Here is a 19,322-nt window from a genome sequence, read left to right as displayed (position 1 = left end):
GCCTAGCGCCGCGCCGCGCTCCTGCGCCGGTGCACCCAGGTGAGGCCAAGCACGCCGAGCGCGATGCCGAGCAGCATCGTGCGCGGATCCAGTGGTACCGGCCTGACCTCGGGCGCTCCTTCGCCGGACGCTTCCAGCGTATTGATGAAGCCGACGTCGCGTCCGTCGATCGTCACCGTCTGCGCCGGCGGCGGCGCGGTCCAGGCGAAGCCGGGCGGGGCGGCGGGCAGGCCGGCCGCTTCGCGGAAGGTGCAGACGGCGCCGGCGGGCAGATCGTCGATCCGCACGCTGCCGCTCGCCGCGCCGTTCAGCGCGACGGTATGGACGAAACGGCCGGCCTCGCCGCAGTCGACGTCGAACGAGAAGCGGCCGCTGACGCCGGCGGCCGGACCGCCGGCGACGGTCTTGCGCAGGAAGAACGGCGCGTCGATACGGGTCAGCCGGTTGGCCACGCTCGCGCCGGCGGTCACGGCGCCGATGGTTGCCGGCTGGGCGATCTGCGGCGTCGCCCACACGTGGTTCGCCGGCGGCGCAGGCAGCGCACCTTCGGCGACCGTGCATGTCGCCCCGCGCGGGATGTTGTCGAACGTCGCGCTGCCCGGGGCATCCTGGCCGGCGTCGACGTTCTGCGTATCGGCCGGCAGGATGCCGCCCACCACGGCGCCGTCGATCGTGCATGCTACGCGGATCGGGAAGCGGCCGGCGTAGCCGGCCGGGCCGCCCGTCACGGTCTTGGTGACGGTCAGGCGGCCGGTGAGCAGTTCGATCGGATTGGTCACCGCGATGCCGCGGTCGGCATCGGTCGCCACGCTCACGTCCGGGCCGATCAGCGGCGTCGCGTAGACGTACTGGCCGCCGCTCGTTCCGGGCAGGCCGCCTTCGCTGGCGCTGCACCGGCTTCCGTTCGGCAGGCCGGCGAAGGTCCGGCTGCCGCCGTCGACGAGGTTGGCGGCGGCCGGCGTGATGGGCGTGCCGCTCGGGTCGGTGCAGGCCAGCCGGATCGGGAAGGTGCTGCCGGCCAGATAGCCGACGGTGGCGCCGCTGACGGTCTTGCTCAGCGTCACGCTGCCGGTCAGCAGGCGGATCGGATTCTGCACGGTCAGGCTGCTGCTGGCGTTGGCGACGATCTCGACCGGGCCGTTGATCACCGCCGCATCGTAGGCGTACTGCACGCCGCTGGTGGCCGGCACGCTGTCTTCCGTCGCGCTGCAGGCGGCGCCGGCGGGCACGCCGGCGTAGGTGTGGCTCTGGCCGTCGGCGAGGTTGCGCGTATCGGGGAAGCCCGCCTGCGAGACGCCGCCGATGCGGCAGTCGGTGGTGATCGGGAAGGTGCTGCCGGGCACGTAGCCGTCGATCTGCCCGACCACGATCTTGTTGACCGTCAGCGCGCCGGTCACCAGCGCGATCGGGTTGCGCACGTCCAGGCTCGCCGGCGTGCCGTCGGCGATGACGACGGCGGCCGGCAGCAGCGGCGACTGGTACGCGAACTGCGGCCCGCCGGTCGCCGGCAGGACGCCCTCGGTGACGCTGCACGTGGCGCCGGGGGCGACGTTGGGATAGCTGAAGCTCCCGCCGTCTGTCAGAAGGCGCGTGTCCGGAAAGCCCGGTTCGGAGAAGTTGCCGATGCGGCAGTCCACGGTCAGCGCGAAGGTCGAGCCGGCGACGTAGCCGGCGGTTTCGCCGGTCACGGTCTTGCTCAGCGTCAGCGAGCCGCTGCGCAGGCCGTTGGTCGCCGTCGCGTTCTGCACGCCGCCGGCCGGCATCGGACCGGCCGGGTTCAACGGGCTCACGACGGGTTCGGCCCAGCCGTAGCCGGCCGGCGGCGCGGGCAGGGTCTCGGCCACCGTGCAGGTGGCGCCGGCAGGGATGCCGGCGATGTCGACGCTGGCGTTGCCCGGGAAGTTGCCCAGCGTGGCGCTGAAATGGCTGCCGGCGACGGGCCGGTCGCAGGTCGCGACGAACTGGAAATCGAACGGACCGGTGACGCCGGCGGGCAGGCTCAGCACCTTGCCGATGCGGATCGTGCCCGGATCCGCAGTCAGCGTGTTGGTGACGACCGCGGCGATCGCTCCGGCCGGCGTCATCGCCGCCGTCGTCGCGGGCGCCGGCAGCGGGCCGTAGCTGTAACCGGCGGGCGGCGCGGGCAGCGGCGCCTGCTCGGCCACCGTGCAGGTGTCGCCCGCCGGGATGCCGGCGACGGTGACGCTGCCGCTGCTGGCGCCGCCCAGGGTGACGGTCTGGTTCGCAATCGCGGTGTTGCTCGGCGTGCAGCTGACGGCGAAGGTGAAGCTGCCGGACGCGCCGCCCGCCGGGCCGCCGCTGACGTTCTTCGTGATGGTCAGCGTTCCGGGATCGCCGACCAGCGTGTTGCGCACGTTCACCGTCATCGGCGTCGCCGGGCCGAGCGCTGGTGTCGGATCGGGATCGACGACCGGCGCGCCGGACCAGGCGTAGTCGACCGGTGCGGCCGGCGGCGCGTCCTCGGTCACGTGGCAGGTGTCGCCGTCGAAGAAGGTCAGGGCACCGCTGCTGCCGCTGACGGCGCCGGCGGCGACGGTCGCCGACCAGTTCTGCGGCGGCTGCGTGCCGCAGGTGACGGTGCCGGTGAAGGTCAGCGCCGCCGGCAGGCCGCCGGCGGGCGCGCCCGCGATGGTCTTGACGACGGTCAGCGGCGAGCTGGTGTTGGAGATCTGCAGGTTGACCTGGCTGCTGTTCGACGAGGTCGCCGGATCGATCGTGTCGGCGTTGACCGTGGCCTGGGCGATGTTCGGATAGGTGCCCGGAATGCTGCCGGCGGTGCCGGTGATGCGCAGGCGCACGGCGCCGCCGTTGCCCAGCGACGCAATCGTGCTGCTGACGGTGTGCGTGCCGCCGTCGTAGCCGACCGCGCCGCACGCGGCCGGCGCGGTGAGCACCGTGCAGTCGGCGCTCGCGTAGACGAATCCGCCCGGCAGCGGATCGGAGAACGCGATGTCGGTGGTGTCCGCCGGGCCCGAGTTGGCCACGTCCACGGTGTAGGTGACGAGGTTCCCGCTCGTCGTCGCCACCGGGGTCACCGACTTGTTCACCGAGACGTCGGCGCAGGAGAAGCCCATGAAGGCCGAGGCCTCCTGGTCCACCGGATCGGTGGTGCCGGCAGGCGGCGTGGAGCGCAGGAAGTTCTGCAGGTATCCCGACGGCGTGCACGGCGAGCCGCCGAGCGTGGGCGTCATCGTGTAGACGATGGTCAGGCTGCCGCCGACGGGCAGGGTCGGGACCAGCACGCTGAAGAGCGTGCGATCGCTCGGCCCGAGGACGCCGCTGATGTTGCCGAAGCTCGCGGCGGCGGGGCAGACGGCGCCGCCTGCCGCGGTGCAGCCGACGAAGCCCGTCTGCACGTCGAGCTGCGAACCGGTGCCGCCCGAACGGAAGAAGTCGAGCAGGCGCGCGCCGTCGGCCGCGGACGGGCCGTTGTTGGCGACCGTCATCGTGTAGGTGACCGGAGCGCCGGAGACGAAATGCGTCGGAGTCTGGGTCTTGGTGACCACCAGGTCGGCCTGCGGGCAGGCCGCCGCGGCCGGCGTGGTCATGAACGCCGACGCTTCCTGGACGGTGGGATCGACGACGCCCGGCGGCGGCGTGGAGCGGATGAAGTTCTGCAGATAGCCCGCCGGCGTGTCGCACGGCGCCGCGCCGAGGGTCGGCGTCATCGTGTAGACGATGGTCAGGCTGCCGCCGACGGGGAAGGTCGGCACCACCACGCTGAACAGCGTGCGGTCCGCGCTGCCGATCGGCCCGCTGAGGTTGCCGAAGCTGCCGGCGGCGGGACAGACCGCGCCGCCGGCCGCGGTGCAGCCGAGGAAGTTCGTCACGACGTTGAGGTAGGAGCCGGTGCCGCCCGAGCGGAAGAAGTCGAGCAGGTTCGCGCCGTCGGCCGCGGACGGGCCGTTGTTGGCGACCGTGATGGTGTAGGTGACGGGCGAGCCGGAGACGAACTCGCTCGGACTCTGGCTCTTGGAGACGACGATGTCGGCCTGCGGGCAGGCCGCCGCCGCCGGCGTGGTCATGAACGCCGACGCCTCCGGATCGACCGGGTCGACGACGCCGTTCGGCGCGGTGGGGTGGATGAAGTTCTGGATGTATCCCGCCGACGTGCTGCACGGCGCGGCGCCGAGGGTCGGCGTCATCGTGTAGACGATGGTCAGGCTGCCGCCGGAGGGCAGCGTCGGCACGACCACGTTGAACAGCGGCCGGTCGGCGCCGCCGATGGTACCGCTGATGTTGCCGAAGCCGGCGTTCGCCGGACAGACCGCGCCGCCGGCCGCGCTGCAGCCGAGGAAGTTCGTCACGACGTTGAGATAGGAGCCGGTGCCGCCGGTGCGGAAGAAGTCGTACAGACGCGCGCCGTCGGCAGAGGACGGGCCGTGGTTGGCGACGGTGACGGTGTAGGTGACGGGCGAGCCGGAGACGAAGTCCGCCGGAGTCTGGTTCTTGGTGACCACCAGGTCGGCGACGTAGCTCATCGCCGTGCTGACGGTGCTGGTGTTGGACGCGGGCATCGGATCGGTCACGCCGGCCGGCGCGGCGATGGTGGCCACGTTGGTCAGCGAGGCCGGGCCACTGACGGCGAAGGTGCCGGTGACCTGGATCGCCACTTCGCCCAGATTCGGAAACGTCGGGATCGTGCCGGAAACCGACGCGTTGCTGACCGACAGCGTGGCGGGACACGCCGCGCCGTTGGTGGCCGAGGTGCAGCTGGCGGCCACGTCGGTGACGCCGGGCGGAAGCGTGTCCTGGAACGTCGCCAGGTCCGCGCCACCCGGGCCGTTGTTGCCCATCACCAGCGTGTAGGCGAACGCGTCGCCGCCGCTCGCCGAAACCGGCCCGCTCTTGGTGATCTGCAGGTCTGCGCTCTGCCCGAAGGCGAGCGCCGGAAGCAGCGCGAACAAGGCCCAGCCACGGCGTGCCGCACGCGCCAAACGCGCGCCCTGCCGTGCACTCTTCGATCCCGACATGTGTTCCCCCCGAAGTTCCAACAGGAAGGCGACGCCGCAAGGCCGGCGTCGCCGACGACTCACCCTTTCATCGTGCGACGGCGCAGGCGCGCGAACGCGCTCGCCCGGGCGCGGCACGTTTGCCCGGCAAACGACAGCATCGACAAACGGTCCGGTGACCGGACAGCGGCTGGTGCCGCGGTCGTGTGCATTCGCGGCGCGGTTCGCCGGTTGCGTGGCGTCGCGGCGGAAGACGCCGTGACCGATCCCCACCGCTTCCCCGGCCGGGCACGCGAGGCGCGCACCAGCCCATGCAGCGTTCGTCCCGCCAATCACCTTCCCCTTGCCCCGTGCGCGCGATGCGATGTCGCCGGATGGCCGACACCGCCCCGGATCGACGCGCCCGGCTATGATAGAGCGGCGTATGTGACGCTATTCGGGTTTTTTTGAATAGTTCACAAAGCACTCCCCGCCGATACGGACACTCCCGCCACGCCCCGGCGCAAGACGCACGGCGGCCGCGGGAAACTGAGGACAGGATTCTTGCGCGCGCACACCCATCCGCCCGCCGGGCACAGGACGCACTCCCATCGCACGCACGCAGGCCCGCCGGCGGCGGACGGGACGTCCTGATGCGCGCACCCGAAGCGGAACTGCCGCGCGGCGCGCTGCTGGAGATGATCGTCGGCGCCGCCGCGATCTCGACCACCAGCCTGTTCGTCAAGCTCGCCCACGTCGGACCGACCGTGTCGGCGTTCTACCGCATGGGCCTGGGCGGCGCGATGCTGCTGTTCGGCCTCGTCGCGCTGCGGCGCTGGCAGCCCGTGCGGCTGGCGGATCTGGCCTGGCTGGCGGTGCCGGCGCTGGCGTTCGCGGTCGACCTGATGCTCTGGCATCGCAGCATCTTGTACATCGGCCCCGGCCTTGCGACCCTGCTCGGCAACTTCCAGGTGTTCCTGATGGCGCTGGCCGGTTTCGTGCTGTACCGCGAGCGCCTGGGCTGGCATTTCCTCGCCGGCGTGGCGCTCGGCTTCGTCGGCCTGTACCTGCTGGTCGGCCTGGACTGGAGTGCGGTCGGCGCGCAGTACCAGCTCGGCGTCGTGCTCGGCATCGTCACCGGCATCGCCTACGCGGTGTACATGCTGTCGACGCGGCACGCGCAGCGCAGCGGCCACGTGCGGCTGGCGCCGGCGCAGCTGCTGTGCGTGGTCTCGCTGCTGTGCGCGGCCGTGCTCGGCGTCGCCGTCGTCGTCGAGGGCGAGAGCTTCGCGCTGCCGGACGTGCGCAGCGGCGCGTCCCTGCTCGGACTCGCGTTCTTCGGTCAGGTGTTCGGCTGGGTGCTGCTGACGCGCGCGATGCCGCATCTGCCGGCCTCGCTGATCGGCCTGTTGCTGCTGCTGCAGCCGGCGCTGTCGTTCGTCTTCGACGTGCTGCTGTTCGCGCGGCCGACGCGCGCGACCGACTGGATCGGCGTCGGCCTGTCGCTGGTCGGCATCTTCGTCGGCTCCTATCGCAAGGCGGCGACGCCGGCCAACCCGCCGCCGCCGAACGGCTGAGCCTGGCGCCACGCCGCTTGGAGCGGCGCGGTGCGTGCACCACAATGGCCGTCCCGACGTCGCGGAGTGGGCCGATGATCCGCTGGTTGCTGTCGTCACTCCTGCTGTGCGCGGCCTGCGTCGCGACGGCCGCGGAGAAGGTGCCGGACGCGTCGAAGATCGACGTCCAGCTGCGCCTGCAGATTCCGATGCGCGACGGCGTGCGCCTGAACGCGAACCTGTACCGCCCGCACGCGCAGGCCGGCAAGCTGCCGGTGCTGTTCTGCCTCAACCCGTACACGGCCGATCTCATCCATCCGATCGGCAGCTACTTCGCCGAGCACGGCTACGTGTTCGTCGCGATCGATTCGCGCGGCCGCAACGGATCGGGCGGCGTGTTCCGCTCGTGGACGCACGAGGCGCGCGACGGCTACGACGCGGTCGAATGGCTGGCGCGGCAGCCGTGGTCGAACGGCAAGGTCGGCATGTGGGGCGGCTCCTACCTCGGCTTCACGCAGTGGACCACGTTGAAGGAGGCGCCGCCGCACCTGCGCACGATCGTGCCGACCGCATCCGTGCGGCCCGGCATCGATTTCCCGCTCACCGGCGGCATCTTCTACAGCTACGACGTGCAGTGGCTGACCTTCGTCAGCGGCGTCGCCTCCAACGGCGCGCTGTTCGGCGACGCGGCGTTCTGGCGCGGCAAGTTCGCCGAGCGCTATTTCGGCCACGCCGCGTTCCGCACGCTCGACCGCATCGTCGGCAATCCTTCGGAGATCTTCCAGGACTACCTGCGCCATCCGTCCTACGACGAGCACTGGCAGGCACTGGCGCCGAACGCCGCCCAGTACGCCGCCATCGACCTGCCGATCCTGACCATCACCGGCCACTGGGACGACGACCAGCTCGGCGCGATGAGCTACTACCGCGAGCACATGCGCCACGGCAGCGACGCGGCGCGTGCGCAGCACTACCTGGTGATCGGCCCGTGGGACCACAGCGGCACGCGCCGGCCGCAGAAGGAGCTGGGCGGGCTGAAGTTCGGCGACGCCAGCCTGCTCGACGTCAAGCAGCTGCACGTGCAGTGGTACGACTGGATCCTCAAGGACGGCAAGAAGCCGGACTTCCTCAAGCAGCGCGTGGCCTACTACGTGACCGGCGAGGAGGCGTGGAAGTACGCCGGCCGGCTCGAGGACATCGCCGGCCCGCGCAGCTACTACCTGTCCTCGGACGGCGGCAAGGCGGGCGAGGTGTTCGCCTCCGGTGCGCTGGTGGCTTCGCCGCCGGACGACCAGCCGCCCGACGTCTACGTCGACGACCCGCTCGACGTGCGCCCCGGCCGCCTCGAACTCGAGCGCGGCGACGTCGACGCGACGATGCTGGTCGACCAGACCGACGCGATGAACCTGCGCGGCGCCGGTGTCGTCTACCACGGCCAGGCGCTGCCCGAAGCGGTCGAACTCAGCGGCACGCCGAAGGCGACGCTGTGGATCTCGCTGGACGTGCCGGACGTGGATTTCCAGGCCACCCTGCACGAGATCCGGCCGGACGGCAGCGCCGTCGCGCTGTCTTCGATGATGCTGCGCGCGCGCTACCGCGAGTCGCTCGCCAAGGCCGCGCGCATTCCGCCCGGCGAGGTGCTGCGCTACGACTTCGACCGCTTCAACTTCGTCTCGCGCAGGCTCGCCCAGGGCAGCCGCCTGCGCCTGGTGGTGCGCGCGGTCAACAGCCTGCAGTTCCAGAAGAACTACCACAGCGGCGGCGACGTATCCGACGAGACCGCCGCCGATGCGCGCACCGCGCACGTGCGCATCTACCACGACCGCGAACATCCCAGCGCGATCGAGCTGCCGCTGGTCGTACCGCCGCCGAAGTCCTGACGAAGCGGTTTTTCCTGCGGCCGCGGGACAGGCCGGGTCGGCGCGTGTGGCGCTGCGCTCCGATTTGCCTCACCCCGCCCCTCTCCCGCAAGCGGGAGAGGGAGAAATTCGACTGCGCCTGTGTGGCGATGGATTGCAGCTTCACCTCTCCCGCTCGCGGGAGAGGTCGGCGTGCGCAGCGCGCCGGGTGAGGGGTGCGTGCCGCCCCGCGAGCGGGAGAGAGGAAACGGGTTGCGCTACGCCACGCGATCGGGCGCCTTCGGCGCACGGCGCCGCGCCAGTTCGCCGACGACGTCGGCCAGCGACAGGTCGCTGCCGCGCAACAGCACGAGCAGGTGAAAGAGCAGGTCGGCAGCCTCCTCGCGCAGCTTCGCCGCGTCGCCGCCGACCGCGGCCAGCGCGGTCTCGACACCTTCCTCGCCGACCTTCTGCGCGCGCCGCGCGAGTGGCGCGGCGAGCAGGCGGGCGACGTAGCTCGACGCCGGATCGGCATTCGCACGCGCGGCGATCAGCGCTTCCAGCTCGTTGAGCCACGGGTGCGCCGGTGTGGCCGCGTCGAAGCAGGTCGGCGTGCCGAGATGGCAGGTCGGCCCGGCCGGCAGCGCCTGGCACAGCAACGTGTCGCCGTCGCAGTCGGGCGCGATCGAGACCAGTTCCAGCACATGGCCGGAGGTTTCGCCCTTGCGCCACAGGCGCTGCCGGGAGCGCGACCAGAAATGGATCTCGCGCGTGCGCAGCGTCGCCTCCAGCGCCTCGCGGTTCGCGTAGCCGAGCATCAGCACGCGGCCGTCGTGCGCGTGCTGCACGATCAGCGGCAGCAGGCCGTCGCCCTTGGCGAAGTCGAGCGCGTCGAGCAGGTCCGTGCTCATCGCCGCACCACGATGCCGCGTCCGGCCAGGTAGTCCTTCAGTTCGCCGATGCGGATCTCGCCGGAATGGAACACGCTGGCGGCGAGCGCGGCGTCGACGCCGCTGCGCTCGAACACCTCGGCGAAGTGCTCGCGCCGGCCGGCGCCGCCGGAGGCGACCAGCGGCAGGCTGGTGGCGGCGCGCACGGCGGCGAGCTGGGCCTGCGCGTAGCCGCTGCGCACGCCGTCGGCGCGGATCGAATTCAGCACGATCTCGCCGGCGCCGCGGTCGGCGACCTCGCGCACCCAGTCGAGCAGGTCGCGGCCGCTGTCGCCGGCCGCATCGGGCTTGCCGGCGTTGGCGATCACGCGCCAGCGGTCGTTCGCGTCGGTGCGGCCGTCGGCGTCGATGCCGACGACGACGCACTGGCTGCCGAAGCGCACGGCGAGTTCGTCGACGAGGCCGGGGCGCGCCAGCGCGGGGCTGTTGATCGACACCTTGTCCGCGCCCGCCGCGAGCACCTGCTCGGCGTCGGCCACCGAACGGATGCCGCCGGCGACGCAGAACGGGATGTCCAGTTCGCGCGCGACGCGCCCGACCCAGGCCGGATCGATGCGGCGCCCCTCGGGACTGGCCGTGATGTCGTAGAACACCAGTTCGTCGGCGCCTTCCTCGGCGTAGCGGCGCGCCAGTTCGACGATGCCGCCGACGACGCGATGGTCGCGGAAGCGCACGCCCTTGACGACCGCGCCGTCGGCGACGTCGAGGCAGGGGATCAGGCGGCGCGCGAGCATGCGGCGATGTCCTCCAGCGCGAGCGTGCCGTCGAGCAGGGCGGTGCCGGCGACGCAGGCGGCGACGCCGGTCGCGGCCAGCGCCGCCACGTCGCCGCGGTCGCGCACGCCGCCGGACGCGATCCACGCCAGCGCCGGCCAGCGCGCGGCGAGTTCGCGGTAGAGCGCGAGGTTGGGACCGTCGGCCATGCCGTCGCGGCCGATGTCGGTGGTCAGTACGTGACGCAGCCCGGCGGCGGCGCCGTCGTCGAGCAGGGCGGCGAAGTCGGCGTCGCTGTCGCCGCGCCAGGCGTCGACGGCCGGCCGCCAGTGGCCGGCGCGATCGCGGCGCAGGTCGAGCGCCAGGCACAGTCGCCCGGGGCCGAACGCGGCCAGCCAGTCGGCGAAGGTCCGCGGCTCGCGCACCGCGACGCTGCCGACGACCACGCGCGCGACGCCGGCGTCGAGCAGGCGTTCGATGTCGTCGCGCCGGCGCACGCCGCCGCCGGCCTGCACGCGACCGCCGCCGGCGGCGATGCGCGCGATCAGGTCGACCTGCGCCGGTGCGCCGGCGCGCGCGCCGTCGAGGTCGACCAGATGCAGCCACGGCGCGCCGGCCTCGACGTAGCGTCGTGCCAGCGCCGCGGCGTCGTGGTCGAACGCGCGCTGCGCGGCGAAGTCGCCCTGCTTCAGGCGCACGACGCGGCCGCCGGCGAGATCGATGGCGGGAATGATCTTCATGCGAGCGCGAAGAAATTGGACAGCAGGCGCCGGCCGGCGGCGGCGGATTTTTCCGGATGGAACTGCGCGCCGAACACGTTGCCGCGCGCGACCACCGCGGCGAACGGCTCGCCGTGGTCGCTGGCGGCGAGCGTGTCGTCGCCGGCCGGCGCCGCGTAGCCGTGCACGAAGTAGAACCAGTCGGCGTCGCCGATGCCGTCCAGCAGCGGATGCTCGACGCGGTTGCGCAGCGTGTTCCAGCCCATGTGCGGCCAGCTCGGCGCCGGCGGCAGGCGCCGCACGTGCCCGGCGAGAAGGCCCAGGCAGCGGGTCTGCGCCGCGCGCAGGCCGTCGGCTTCCTCCGAATCCTCGAACAGCAGCTGCATGCCCAGGCAGATGCCGAGCAGGGGCTGGCGCAGCCGCGGCAGCACGCGATCCAGTCCCTGCTCGTGCAGCGCCCGCATGGCGTGGCCGGCGGCGCCGACGCCGGGCAGGATCACGTGCGTGGCGGCAAGGATCTGCGCAGGATTCGCGCTGACCGCCGCGTCCACGCCGATGCGCCGGCAGGCTTCGATCAGCGAGCCGTAGTTGGCGCCGCCGGACGGCACGATGACCGCGCGCGCGTTCGCCGGCGTTTTCATGCGAGCGTGCCCTTGCTGCTCGGCACGGTGTCGCCGTCGCGGCGCAGCGCGTCGCGCAGGCTGCGGCCGACCGCCTTGAAGCAGGCCTCGACCATGTGGTGCGCATTGTCGCCGCGCACGGACAGATGCAAGGTCGCGCCGAGCGCGTCGGCCAGGCTGCGGAAGAAATGCGGCACCAGTTCGGTCGGCAGCGCGCCGACCTGCTCGCGCGGGAAGCGGCCGTCGAACGTGAAGTGCGCGCGCCCGGACAGGTCGAGCGCGACCTGCGCCAGGCTCTCGTCCATCGGCAGCAGGAAGCCGTAGCGGCCGATGCCGCGGCGGTCGCCGAGCGCCTCGCGCAGCGCCTGGCCGAGCGCGAGCGCGCTGTCCTCGACCGTGTGGTGCTCGTCGATGTGCAGGTCGCCGCTGCAGCGCAGCGCCAGCGCGAAGCCGCCGTGCACGCCGAGCTGCTCGATCATGTGGTCGAGAAAGCCGAGGCCGGTCGCCACCGCCGGCCGCGTCGCGCGGTCGAGATCGACCTCGACCTCGATGCGCGTCTCGCGCGTGGCGCGCGCGATCTGCGCACGGCGCGGCGCGGCGAGCAGCGCGTGCGCGATGTCCGGCCAGGTGCACTGCGCGCCGAGGCGGAAGCCGCGCAGGCCGAGGTTGCGGGCGAATTCGAGGTCGGTCTCGCGATCGCCGATCACCGCGCTGCGCGCACGGTCGAGCGCGTCGGAGGCGAGCCAGTGGCGCACCAGCCCGGTACCCGGCTTGCGCGTCGGCGCATTCTCAGCCGGCAGGCTGCGGTCGATCAGGATCTCGCGGAAACGCACGCCTTCGCCGGCCAGGATGTCCAGCAGCAGCTGCTGCGGTCCGCTGAAGGTTTCCTCCGGGAAGCTCGGCGTGCCCAGGCCGTCCTGGTTGCTCACCATCACCAGCTCGTAGCCGGCCTCGACGCAGCGGCGCAGCGCCGCGATCGCGCCCGGCACGAGGCGGAACTTCTCGTAGGCGTCGATCTGCTGGTCGGCCGGTTCCTCGATGAGGGTGCCGTCGCGATCGACGAACAGGATCTTCGCGCCCGCGCTCATGCCGGCTCTCCGGCGAGCGCGGCGAGCAGCGCGTCGTTCTCGTCCGGCGCGCCGATCGTGATGCGCAGGCAGCCCTGCAGGCCCGGCTGCCCCGACACGTCGCGCACGAGGATGCCCGCGGCGAGCGCCCGCGCGAACGCGGCCGCGGCGTCGTCGAAGCGCGCCAGCAGGAAATTGCCGGACGAGGGCCACACGCGCACGCCCGGCGTCTGCGCCAGTGCGCGCGCGACGCGGGCGCGTTCGGCCAGCAGCACGTCGACGCGGCGGTCGGTACGCGCCACCGCGTCGTCGTCGAGCGCGGCCAGCGCCGCGCGCACGCTCGGCGTCGGCAGCGGATACGGCGCGGCGATGCGGCCGACCAGCTCGACGATCTCCGCGGCGGCGATCAGCGCGCCGATGCGCGCGCCGGCCAGTGCATGCACTTTGGACAGGGTGCGCAGCACGGCGAGGTTCGGGTGGCGGTCAACCAGCGCGCTGGCGCTGGCGGCGCCGGAAAACTCGATGTACGCCTCGTCGACCAGCAGCAGCGCGCGGCCGGCAAGGCGGCCGGCCAGCTCGCCGAGCGCTTCGCCGTGGTAGAGCGTTCCGGTCGGATTGTTCGGCGAGCAGACGATCACCAGCTTGGTGTCGGCGTCGGTCAGGGCGAGCAGCGCCTCGGCATCGAGCGCGAAGCCGTCTTCGGCGTCCAGCGCGAGCGTGCGGTACTGGGCGCCCTGCAGCTGCGCGCCGATGCGGTACATGCCGAAGGTCGGCGCGAGCGCGACGACGTTGTCGCGGCCGGCGCGGCAGAACGCGCGCAGCAGCAGGTCGATCGCCTCGTCGCTGCCGCGGCCCAGCCACAGCCGTTCGGGCGCGACGCCGTACAGCGCGGCGAGCCGCGCGCGCAGCTCCGCCGGCTGCGGCGACGGATAGCGATTGAGGCCGACGGCGTCGGCGTCGCCGCTCCACGGGCATTCGTTGGCGTCGAGGCGGATGCGCGCCTCGAAACCGCCGCGCCGCGCCGAAGCGTACGGCGCGAACGCGGCGAGGTCCGGGCGGACGCGCGCGAGCGCGCTTTCGTTTGCCCGGCTTGCGGGGGAAGGGGCCCGGAGCGCGGAAGGGGGCTCGTCGGAGTAAAGCGCATCGTTCCGATTGCCCTCATCCCGGCCCTCTCCCGCAGGCGGGAGAGGGAGACCGGCGCGCGCGGACAGGCGCAGGTCGATTGCACGCGCATGCGCTTCGAGCCGCTCGGCGCGCGCGAGCACCGCGGCTTCCGGACCGATCGCGGCGATGCCGGCCGTGTCGGCCTCGATCACGTTGACGCGGCGCAGGAAGCTGTCGACGCCGACGCCGCCGATCGCGCGCGCGAAGCCGAGCGTGGGCAGCACGTGGTTCGGACCGGCGCAGTAGTCGCCGAGGGTTTCCGGCGTGTAGTGGCCGAGGAAGATGCTGCCGGCGCGGCCGAGGCGCGGCAGCAGCGCGCGCGCCTCGCGCGTGGCCACGATCAGGTGCTCGGGCGCGTAGCGCTCGGACACTTCGATCGCCTCGGACAGGTCGCGCACGCCGATCAGGCGCGCGTGCGCGAGCGCGGCCGCGGCGGTGTCGCGTCGCGGCAGGGTTTCCAGTTGCTTCGCCACGGCGACCTCGACCGCGGCGATCAGCTCGGCGCCGGGACTGACCAGCAGCACCTGCGAATCGGCGCCGTGCTCGGCCTGCGCGAGCAGGTCGGCGGCGACGAAGGCGGGGTCGGCGCTGTCGTCGGCGACGATCAATACTTCGGACGGCCCGGCCGGCATGTCGATCGCCGCACCGTCCGGATCGGCCGCGACTTCGAGCTTGGCCAGCGTGACCCAGGCGTTGCCGGGGCCGAACAGCTTGTCGCAGCGGGGCACCGATTCGCTGCCGTAGGCAAGCGCGGCGATCGCCTGCGCGCCGCCGAGCTTGAGCACGCGCGTCACGCCGCACAGTTTCGCGGCGACCAGGATCGCCGGATCGGCGCGGCCGTCGGCGCGCGGCGGCGTCGCCAGCACGATGTCTGCGCAGCCGGCTAGGCGTGCCGGAACCGCCAGCATCCACACGGTCGAGGGCAGCGGCGCGCTGCCGGCCGGCGCGTACAGGCCGACGCGGCCGATCGCGCGCACGACCTGCTCGCAGCGCACGCCGGGCGCGGTGTCCACGCGCAGGTCGTGCGGCAGCTGGGCGGCGTGGAACGCCTCGACGCGGGCGATCGCGCGGCGCATCGCGTCGCGCACCTCGGCCTCGACTTCCGCCTCGGCCGCGTCGAATTCGTCCGCACCGACCTCGAACGACGAAAGCTCGCAGCGGTCGAAGCGCCGCGTGAAGTCGCGCAGGGCGGCGTCGCCGCGCTCGCGCACGTCGGCGAGGATCGCGCGCACGGCGTCGACCTGCGCCGCGTCGCGCACCGGGCGCGGGCGCGCCAGCGCGTCGCGGCGCTGCGCTTCGTCCAGCGACGCCCAGTCGAGCCGGCGCCAGGCCGGCGTCACGTCCGCGCGCGCGTTCATGCCAGCATGCGCTCCACGTTGAGCACCATCAGGCTGCGTGCGCCGAGGCGCTTGAGTTCCTCCAGATGCTGCCAGTCGAGCGCGGCGCTGCACAGCGCCTGCACGGCGATGTCGTCGGGGCGGCCGTCGAGGCTGAGCACGCTCGGCAGGTCGCGCGAGGGCAGCAGGCGCGTGATGTCCGGCAGTGCCGCGCGCGGTGCCTGCAGCAGCACCAGCCGCGCGCCGTCGCCCGACAGCGCGCCGGCGATGCGCGCGCGCAGGCGCTCGATCTGCACCGCTTTCGCCGCGGTCGGTTCGCGCGGGCTCGAGGCGAGCACGGCCTGGCTGTCGAACACGGTCACCAGTTCGCGCAGCTGGTTCGCGGCGAGGGTCGCGCCGCTGGAGACGAGATCGCAGATCGCCTCGGCCTTGCCCAGACGCGGGGCGATCTCGACCGAGCCGTTCAGCACGACGACTTCGGCCTTCAGGCCGCTGCGCGCGAGCCAGTCGGCGAGCAGGGCCGGATACGAGGTCGCGATGCGCAGGCCGTCGAGATCGGAGGTCTGCGCGATCGCACCGGACTGCGGGATCGCGATCGACAGGCGGCAGCCGCCGAAACCGAGCGGCAGCAGTTCCTGCGGAGCCGGCGCGCCGGCTCCGGCGAGGCGCTGCTCGACCAGCACGTTGCGGCCGACGATGCCCAGTTCACAGCTGCCTTCGACGAGCAGGCCGGGAATGTCGTCGTCGCGCACGAGCAGCACGTCGATCGGCAGGTTCTCGCCGTACAGGAAGAGGTGGTCGCGGCTGGCGCGGAAGGCCAGCCCGGCACGGCGCAGCAGGCCGAGCGAGGCCTCGGCGAGGCGGCCGGACTTCTGCACCGCGATGCGCAGGCGGTCGGGCGCGGCGCTCACGATGCGGCCCTGCGCGCGACGGCGCTGCGCCTTGCCGGCGCGCGTGCGCCGCGCGGCTTGGCCTGCAGGCGCGCGGCGACCAGCGCGTAGCCGCCGGCGCCCTGTTCCAGGCTGCGCGCGACGCGGCCGATCGTGGTGATGCTGACGGCGGTCGCTTCGTGGATCTGCCAGTACGGCTCGCCGGCGATCAGGTGCGGCACCACGCTCCAGCGGTCGCGCATCGCCTCGCGCTCGGCCGGCGTGCACAGATCGGCGAGGAAGGCGCGCACTTCCTCGACGCTGCGCAGCGCCAGCAGCGCCTCGCACAGCGAGCGTTCGGCGCGTTCGGAATCGACTTCGGGCTGGAGATGGCGTCGTTTCATTGCGTTGATGTACTAATGCGTTAGTAGATTGACTGTAGCCGGCCGACTGCCCGCGGTCAAGCGGGAGCCGGGGCGGGCATGGCGGGAGGCCGCTGCCGGGCGCGGCTGAGTGTCGCGAAGCTGCCCGCGCACGAACGGCGGTGTTATCTTCGGGCGATGGGGGACATCCAGGTGCAAGTGCGAATGCCGTACGGTTGCGGCCGGCCGCCGTCTCCGTGGCGCGAGGGGCGTCCCGGTCGGCGGTGTGGAGGCGAGGTTCGCGCAGGCTCGACGGCCTGCCGCAAGGGGCGGAGGCGCTGGATCGCCGTGTTCGTCGCCGGTTTCCTGAGCATGTTCGTGCTGCGGGCGGTCGCCGCCGACGCCGTTACCGAGCAGGACGCCACGCAGGCCGCGCTCGCCGCCAGCTGCCCGCCCGCCTACGCACGGTCGCTCGACGAGACGGCGCGCAAGGCCGCGATCACCACCCTGTTCGAGCGCAGCGAGGGCGAGATCAAGTCCGGCCATTTCGCCGCGGCGGCGGCGGCCTTCGCCTGCGTGGAAGTGCTTTCCGCCGGCTCGACGGACTGGCGCATCGACTACGAGCTGACGCGTCGCCGCGGCGTGCTCGCGTACTACCAGGAGCAGATCGTCGAATCGCTGAAGCTGTTCGAGCGCGCGCTCGGCATCGCTTCCAATCACGGCGACGCGCTGGCCGAGGCCAAGAGCTGGAAGAACGTCGGCAGCGCGCTGCGCCGCCTGGGCGATTTCCGGCGCGCGCTCGAGGCCCTGCTCAAGAGCCTGGACATCTACCGCCGCGCCGGCATCGACACGATCGGGCCGGTGCTCAACAACATCGCCGACGTCTACCGCGATCTGCAGGAACCGGCGCAGGCGCGCAAGTACTACGACGAGGCGCTCGCCGCGTACCGCCGCCAGGGCGATGCGCTGGAGGAGGCGCATACGCTGGAGAGCCTGAGCGTGCTCGCGCTCGACGACGGCGAGGCGGAACGCGCCGAAGCGCTGCTGCAGGAAGCCATGACTCTCTACACGAACGGCGGCGCGCAGCCGCATCGGCTGCGCGTCTACGCCGGTCTCGCGCGCGCCGCGGCCGCACGCCGCGATGCGGTCGCGGCGGCGCAGTGGAGCGAGCGTGGCCTTGCGCTCGCCGCCGAGCTGGGCGTGCAGCCGCCTGCGCCGCTGGTGCTGCAGGCCGCGGCGGCGGAACGCCTGCGCGGCAAGCCGGCCGAAGCGGCGACGCAGTTGCGCCAGGCGCTGGCGCAGCTGGCCACCGATGACGCCGAGCGACCGGCTTTGCTCGACGAACTGGCGCGCAGCGAGGAGGCGGCCGGCGATCTGCCCGCCGCGCTGTCGAGCTTGCGCGAGTTCCAGCAGGCCGATCTCGCCCGGCGCAAGGCCGCCTACGACAGCGAGCTGCGCTGGCTGCGCACGCGTTTCGAGACGGCCGAACGCGATCGCACCATCGCCGCGCTCGCGGCGGAAAACGATCTGCGTGCGCTGACGATCCGCCAGCGCACCACCGTGCTGTGGCTGACGGCGGCGGCGTCCGCCACCGGCCTGCTGGCGCTGACCTTGCTGCTCTATCGCCGCCGCCAGCGCGCGCGCCTGGCCGAGGTCGCCCATGCGGCGCGGCTGGCGGAAGCGGTCGAACAGCATCGCCGGGCTGCGGCCGATCTCGTATTCGACCGCCGCCTGCTGCAGGCAGCGCTGGACAGCCGTCACGATGCGGTGCTGGTGCTCGATGCGGCCGGAATGATCGTCGCCGCCAGCGGCGACGCCTGCCGTCTGCTCGGGCGCAGCCACGCCGCCGTGGTCGGCCGGCCGTTCGCCGAGGCGCTCGCGCCCGATGCCGCTGCCGCGTTCGCCGCCGCGTTCGAGCGGCTCGAAGAGTCGCAGGCGGCCGAGCGATTGGAGGCGAGTGTCGCCGGCGCGCCGGACCGGCTCGCCCTGCACCTCGCGCCGGCCGAGCAGGACCCGGATCTGGTCATCGTCGGCCTGCGCCAGGCCGATGCCGTCGTGGAGAGCGCGGCGCCGCCGACGCTGGACGTCGCCCCCGGCACCGGCGAGGCCGATGCGCAGGGCGGGTTCCGGCGTGCGCTGGTCGAGCTGATGCTGGCGGTGGTCGAAGCCTGGGAGCGCAGTACGGGACTGGGCCGGCTCGAGCTGGCCGAGAAGAGCCGCATCTGGCGCGTCACCGTCGATGACGGCCGCCTGCGCGCGCGAGCGATGGATCGCTACCTCAGCCTCGCCCGGCTGCCGAGCCTGCCGCGCTGGCGCGACGTGCTGCGCTCGGGCTACTTCGTGCTCGCCGAATGCGAGCTCGACGAGCCGCAGCGCGCGGATCTGCAGCGACGCGTCGATGCAGTGCTGGCGTACACGCGGCTGCGCGCGCTGGTGTGAGGCGCCCGCTTGGCGGGCGGCTGTCGGATCCGGCCGCTACTGCGTGGGCTCCACGCACTGCACGCAGATACCGCTCAGTCCCTGGTCGGCCGAGTACAGCGAGTGGTGATAGCTCGGGTCGAGGAAGGTGGCGGGCGACAGCACCTGCGACGTCGCGCTGCCGGTCGGCGACTGGGCGGCGCAGTAGTCCGCCGCCATGTGCGCAGCGCGGCCCCAGGCGTCGTCGACGACACCGCAGCTCATCGTCGTGTAGACCGGGCCGTTCAACGAATGCGTCGGCAGATTCAGCGCGACCTCGGTGCAGTACTGCGGCCGGCACTCGGTCAGCCCGCCGGTGGCCTGGCCGGGCCCGTCCAGCGGCACGTTCGCGCACGAGGACTGCTGCTGCTTGATGCAATGCTCGTAGTCGGTCAATTGCGCCTGGGTGAAATGGAACTGCGCGACCTGGCGCTGGCGGGCTTCGCCGCAGACGCTGGTGGTGGCCATTCCGTGTGCGCCGGCCGTCGTTGCGACGAACGCGCCGATCCAGGCGATGCTGCACAAGCCCCTGCGCATGCGAGTCTCCGAAGTGTGATGTCCGTCCATCTTAGGAAGGCGTCGCTTCGGGCGTCCAGTGGATTCGCGGGCTGAAAAAGGGAATCGATCGCGGCTAAGGCCTTGTCGCGGAAGGAGTCATGTCGCGCGCCGCCGCGCGATCGCATCCACGCGCCTGCCCATCCGTTCCTGCCGCGTCCCG

Annotated in this window: 12 protein-coding genes and 2 pseudogenes; 3 read left to right on the top strand and 11 right to left on the bottom strand. The window is 72.7% G+C overall.

The window, feature by feature from the left end; genetic code table 11:
* Nucleotides 1-2: 2 nt before the first annotated feature.
* A complete protein-coding gene (locus ACFO6Q_RS03165; RefSeq protein WP_380019062.1) occupies nucleotides 3-4,928 on the bottom strand; it encodes a DUF5979 domain-containing protein in 4,926 nt (1,641 codons plus the stop codon).
* A gap of 677 nt (nucleotides 4,929-5,605) precedes the next feature.
* Between ACFO6Q_RS03165 and ACFO6Q_RS03160 the strand changes: the two genes are divergently transcribed.
* Nucleotides 5,606-6,529 (top strand): DMT family transporter, encoded by a 924-nt coding sequence (locus tag ACFO6Q_RS03160; protein WP_380019061.1) that lies wholly within the window; start codon nucleotides 5,606-5,608, stop codon nucleotides 6,527-6,529.
* A gap of 74 nt (nucleotides 6,530-6,603) precedes the next feature.
* Entirely contained in the window at nucleotides 6,604-8,388 is a 1,785-nt protein-coding gene (locus tag ACFO6Q_RS03155) for a CocE/NonD family hydrolase (RefSeq protein WP_380019059.1), read from the top strand.
* Between the two features lie 236 nt (nucleotides 8,389-8,624).
* Here the strand turns inward: ACFO6Q_RS03155 and hisIE are convergent, their stop codons facing one another.
* The 9 genes and pseudogenes from hisIE to ACFO6Q_RS03110 form a co-directional block, all read right to left on the bottom strand.
* Entirely contained in the window at nucleotides 8,625-9,257 is a 633-nt protein-coding gene (hisIE, locus tag ACFO6Q_RS03150; protein WP_380019058.1) for a bifunctional phosphoribosyl-AMP cyclohydrolase/phosphoribosyl-ATP diphosphatase HisIE, read from the bottom strand.
* The gene (gene hisF / locus ACFO6Q_RS03145; RefSeq protein WP_380019057.1) at nucleotides 9,254-10,030 is read right to left on the bottom strand and encodes an imidazole glycerol phosphate synthase subunit HisF; all 777 of its coding nucleotides are present in this window, start codon (nucleotides 10,028-10,030) and stop codon (nucleotides 9,254-9,256) included. Before hisF ends, hisIE begins: the two co-directional genes overlap by 4 nt.
* A complete protein-coding gene (locus ACFO6Q_RS03140) occupies nucleotides 10,012-10,749 on the bottom strand; it encodes a 1-(5-phosphoribosyl)-5-[(5-phosphoribosylamino)methylideneamino]imidazole-4-carboxamide isomerase (protein WP_380019056.1) in 738 nt (245 codons plus the stop codon). Before ACFO6Q_RS03140 ends, hisF begins: the two co-directional genes overlap by 19 nt.
* On the bottom strand, nucleotides 10,746-11,369 hold the full coding sequence (gene hisH / locus ACFO6Q_RS03135; protein WP_380019055.1) for an imidazole glycerol phosphate synthase subunit HisH: 624 nt from the start codon (nucleotides 11,367-11,369) through the stop codon (nucleotides 10,746-10,748). Before hisH ends, ACFO6Q_RS03140 begins: the two co-directional genes overlap by 4 nt.
* Nucleotides 11,366-12,436 carry a bifunctional histidinol-phosphatase/imidazoleglycerol-phosphate dehydratase HisB gene (hisB, locus tag ACFO6Q_RS03130; RefSeq protein WP_380019054.1) on the bottom strand — a complete coding sequence of 357 codons (1,071 nt, stop codon included), beginning with the start codon at nucleotides 12,434-12,436 and terminating at the stop codon, nucleotides 11,366-11,368. The genes hisH and hisB overlap by 4 nt, the downstream gene beginning before the upstream one ends.
* Nucleotides 12,433-13,494, bottom strand: a pseudogene (gene hisC / locus ACFO6Q_RS03125) (histidinol-phosphate transaminase); the annotation flags it as partial. The gene hisB and the pseudogene hisC, both read right to left, overlap by 4 nt.
* Nucleotides 13,495-13,611: 117 nt before the next feature.
* A pseudogene (gene hisD / locus ACFO6Q_RS03120) lies at nucleotides 13,612-14,937 on the bottom strand (histidinol dehydrogenase); the annotation flags it as partial.
* Nucleotides 14,934-15,830 carry an ATP phosphoribosyltransferase gene (gene hisG / locus ACFO6Q_RS03115; protein ID WP_380019293.1) on the bottom strand — a complete coding sequence of 299 codons (897 nt, stop codon included), beginning with the start codon at nucleotides 15,828-15,830 and terminating at the stop codon, nucleotides 14,934-14,936. The gene hisG and the pseudogene hisD, both read right to left, overlap by 4 nt.
* Nucleotides 15,824-16,189: a YerC/YecD family TrpR-related protein gene (locus ACFO6Q_RS03110; protein WP_380019053.1), complete on the bottom strand. Its 366-nt coding sequence runs from the start codon at nucleotides 16,187-16,189 to the stop codon at nucleotides 15,824-15,826. Before ACFO6Q_RS03110 ends, hisG begins: the two co-directional genes overlap by 7 nt.
* Nucleotides 16,190-16,495: 306 nt before the next feature.
* Here ACFO6Q_RS03110 and ACFO6Q_RS03105 point away from each other — a divergent pair, with 306 nt between their 5' ends.
* Entirely contained in the window at nucleotides 16,496-18,586 is a 2,091-nt protein-coding gene (locus ACFO6Q_RS03105; protein ID WP_380019051.1) for a tetratricopeptide repeat protein, read from the top strand.
* A gap of 36 nt (nucleotides 18,587-18,622) precedes the next feature.
* Here ACFO6Q_RS03105 and ACFO6Q_RS03100 read toward each other — a convergent pair whose 3' ends face one another.
* Entirely contained in the window at nucleotides 18,623-19,141 is a 519-nt protein-coding gene (locus ACFO6Q_RS03100) for a hypothetical protein (protein ID WP_380019049.1), read from the bottom strand.
* Between the last annotated feature and the right edge of the window lie 181 nt (nucleotides 19,142-19,322).

Source organism: Dokdonella ginsengisoli (assembly GCF_042652785.1).
In the GTDB taxonomy this organism is placed as follows: Bacteria; Pseudomonadota; Gammaproteobacteria; order Xanthomonadales; family Rhodanobacteraceae; genus Dokdonella_A; species Dokdonella_A ginsengisoli.
The sequence above is the reverse complement of the archived record's forward strand: the minus strand, read 5'-3'. Positions and strand labels throughout refer to the sequence as shown.

Excerpts from the sequence above, each read along its gene's own strand:
- ACFO6Q_RS03160 (WP_380019061.1), top strand. The coding sequence starts at position 5,606 with ATGCGCGCACCCGAAGCGGAACTGCCGCGCGGCGCGCTGCTGGAGATG.
- ACFO6Q_RS03155 (WP_380019059.1), top strand. The coding sequence starts at position 6,604 with ATGATCCGCTGGTTGCTGTCGTCACTCCTGCTGTGCGCGGCCTGCGTC.
- hisIE (WP_380019058.1), bottom strand. The coding sequence starts at position 9,257 with ATGAGCACGGACCTGCTCGACGCGCTCGACTTCGCCAAGGGCGACGGC.
- hisF (WP_380019057.1), bottom strand. The coding sequence starts at position 10,030 with ATGCTCGCGCGCCGCCTGATCCCCTGCCTCGACGTCGCCGACGGCGCG.
- ACFO6Q_RS03140 (WP_380019056.1), bottom strand. The coding sequence starts at position 10,749 with ATGAAGATCATTCCCGCCATCGATCTCGCCGGCGGCCGCGTCGTGCGC.
- hisH (WP_380019055.1), bottom strand. The coding sequence starts at position 11,369 with ATGAAAACGCCGGCGAACGCGCGCGCGGTCATCGTGCCGTCCGGCGGC.
- hisB (WP_380019054.1), bottom strand. The coding sequence starts at position 12,436 with ATGAGCGCGGGCGCGAAGATCCTGTTCGTCGATCGCGACGGCACCCTC.
- ACFO6Q_RS03110 (WP_380019053.1), bottom strand. The coding sequence starts at position 16,189 with ATGAAACGACGCCATCTCCAGCCCGAAGTCGATTCCGAACGCGCCGAA.
- ACFO6Q_RS03100 (WP_380019049.1), bottom strand. The coding sequence starts at position 19,141 with ATGCGCAGGGGCTTGTGCAGCATCGCCTGGATCGGCGCGTTCGTCGCA.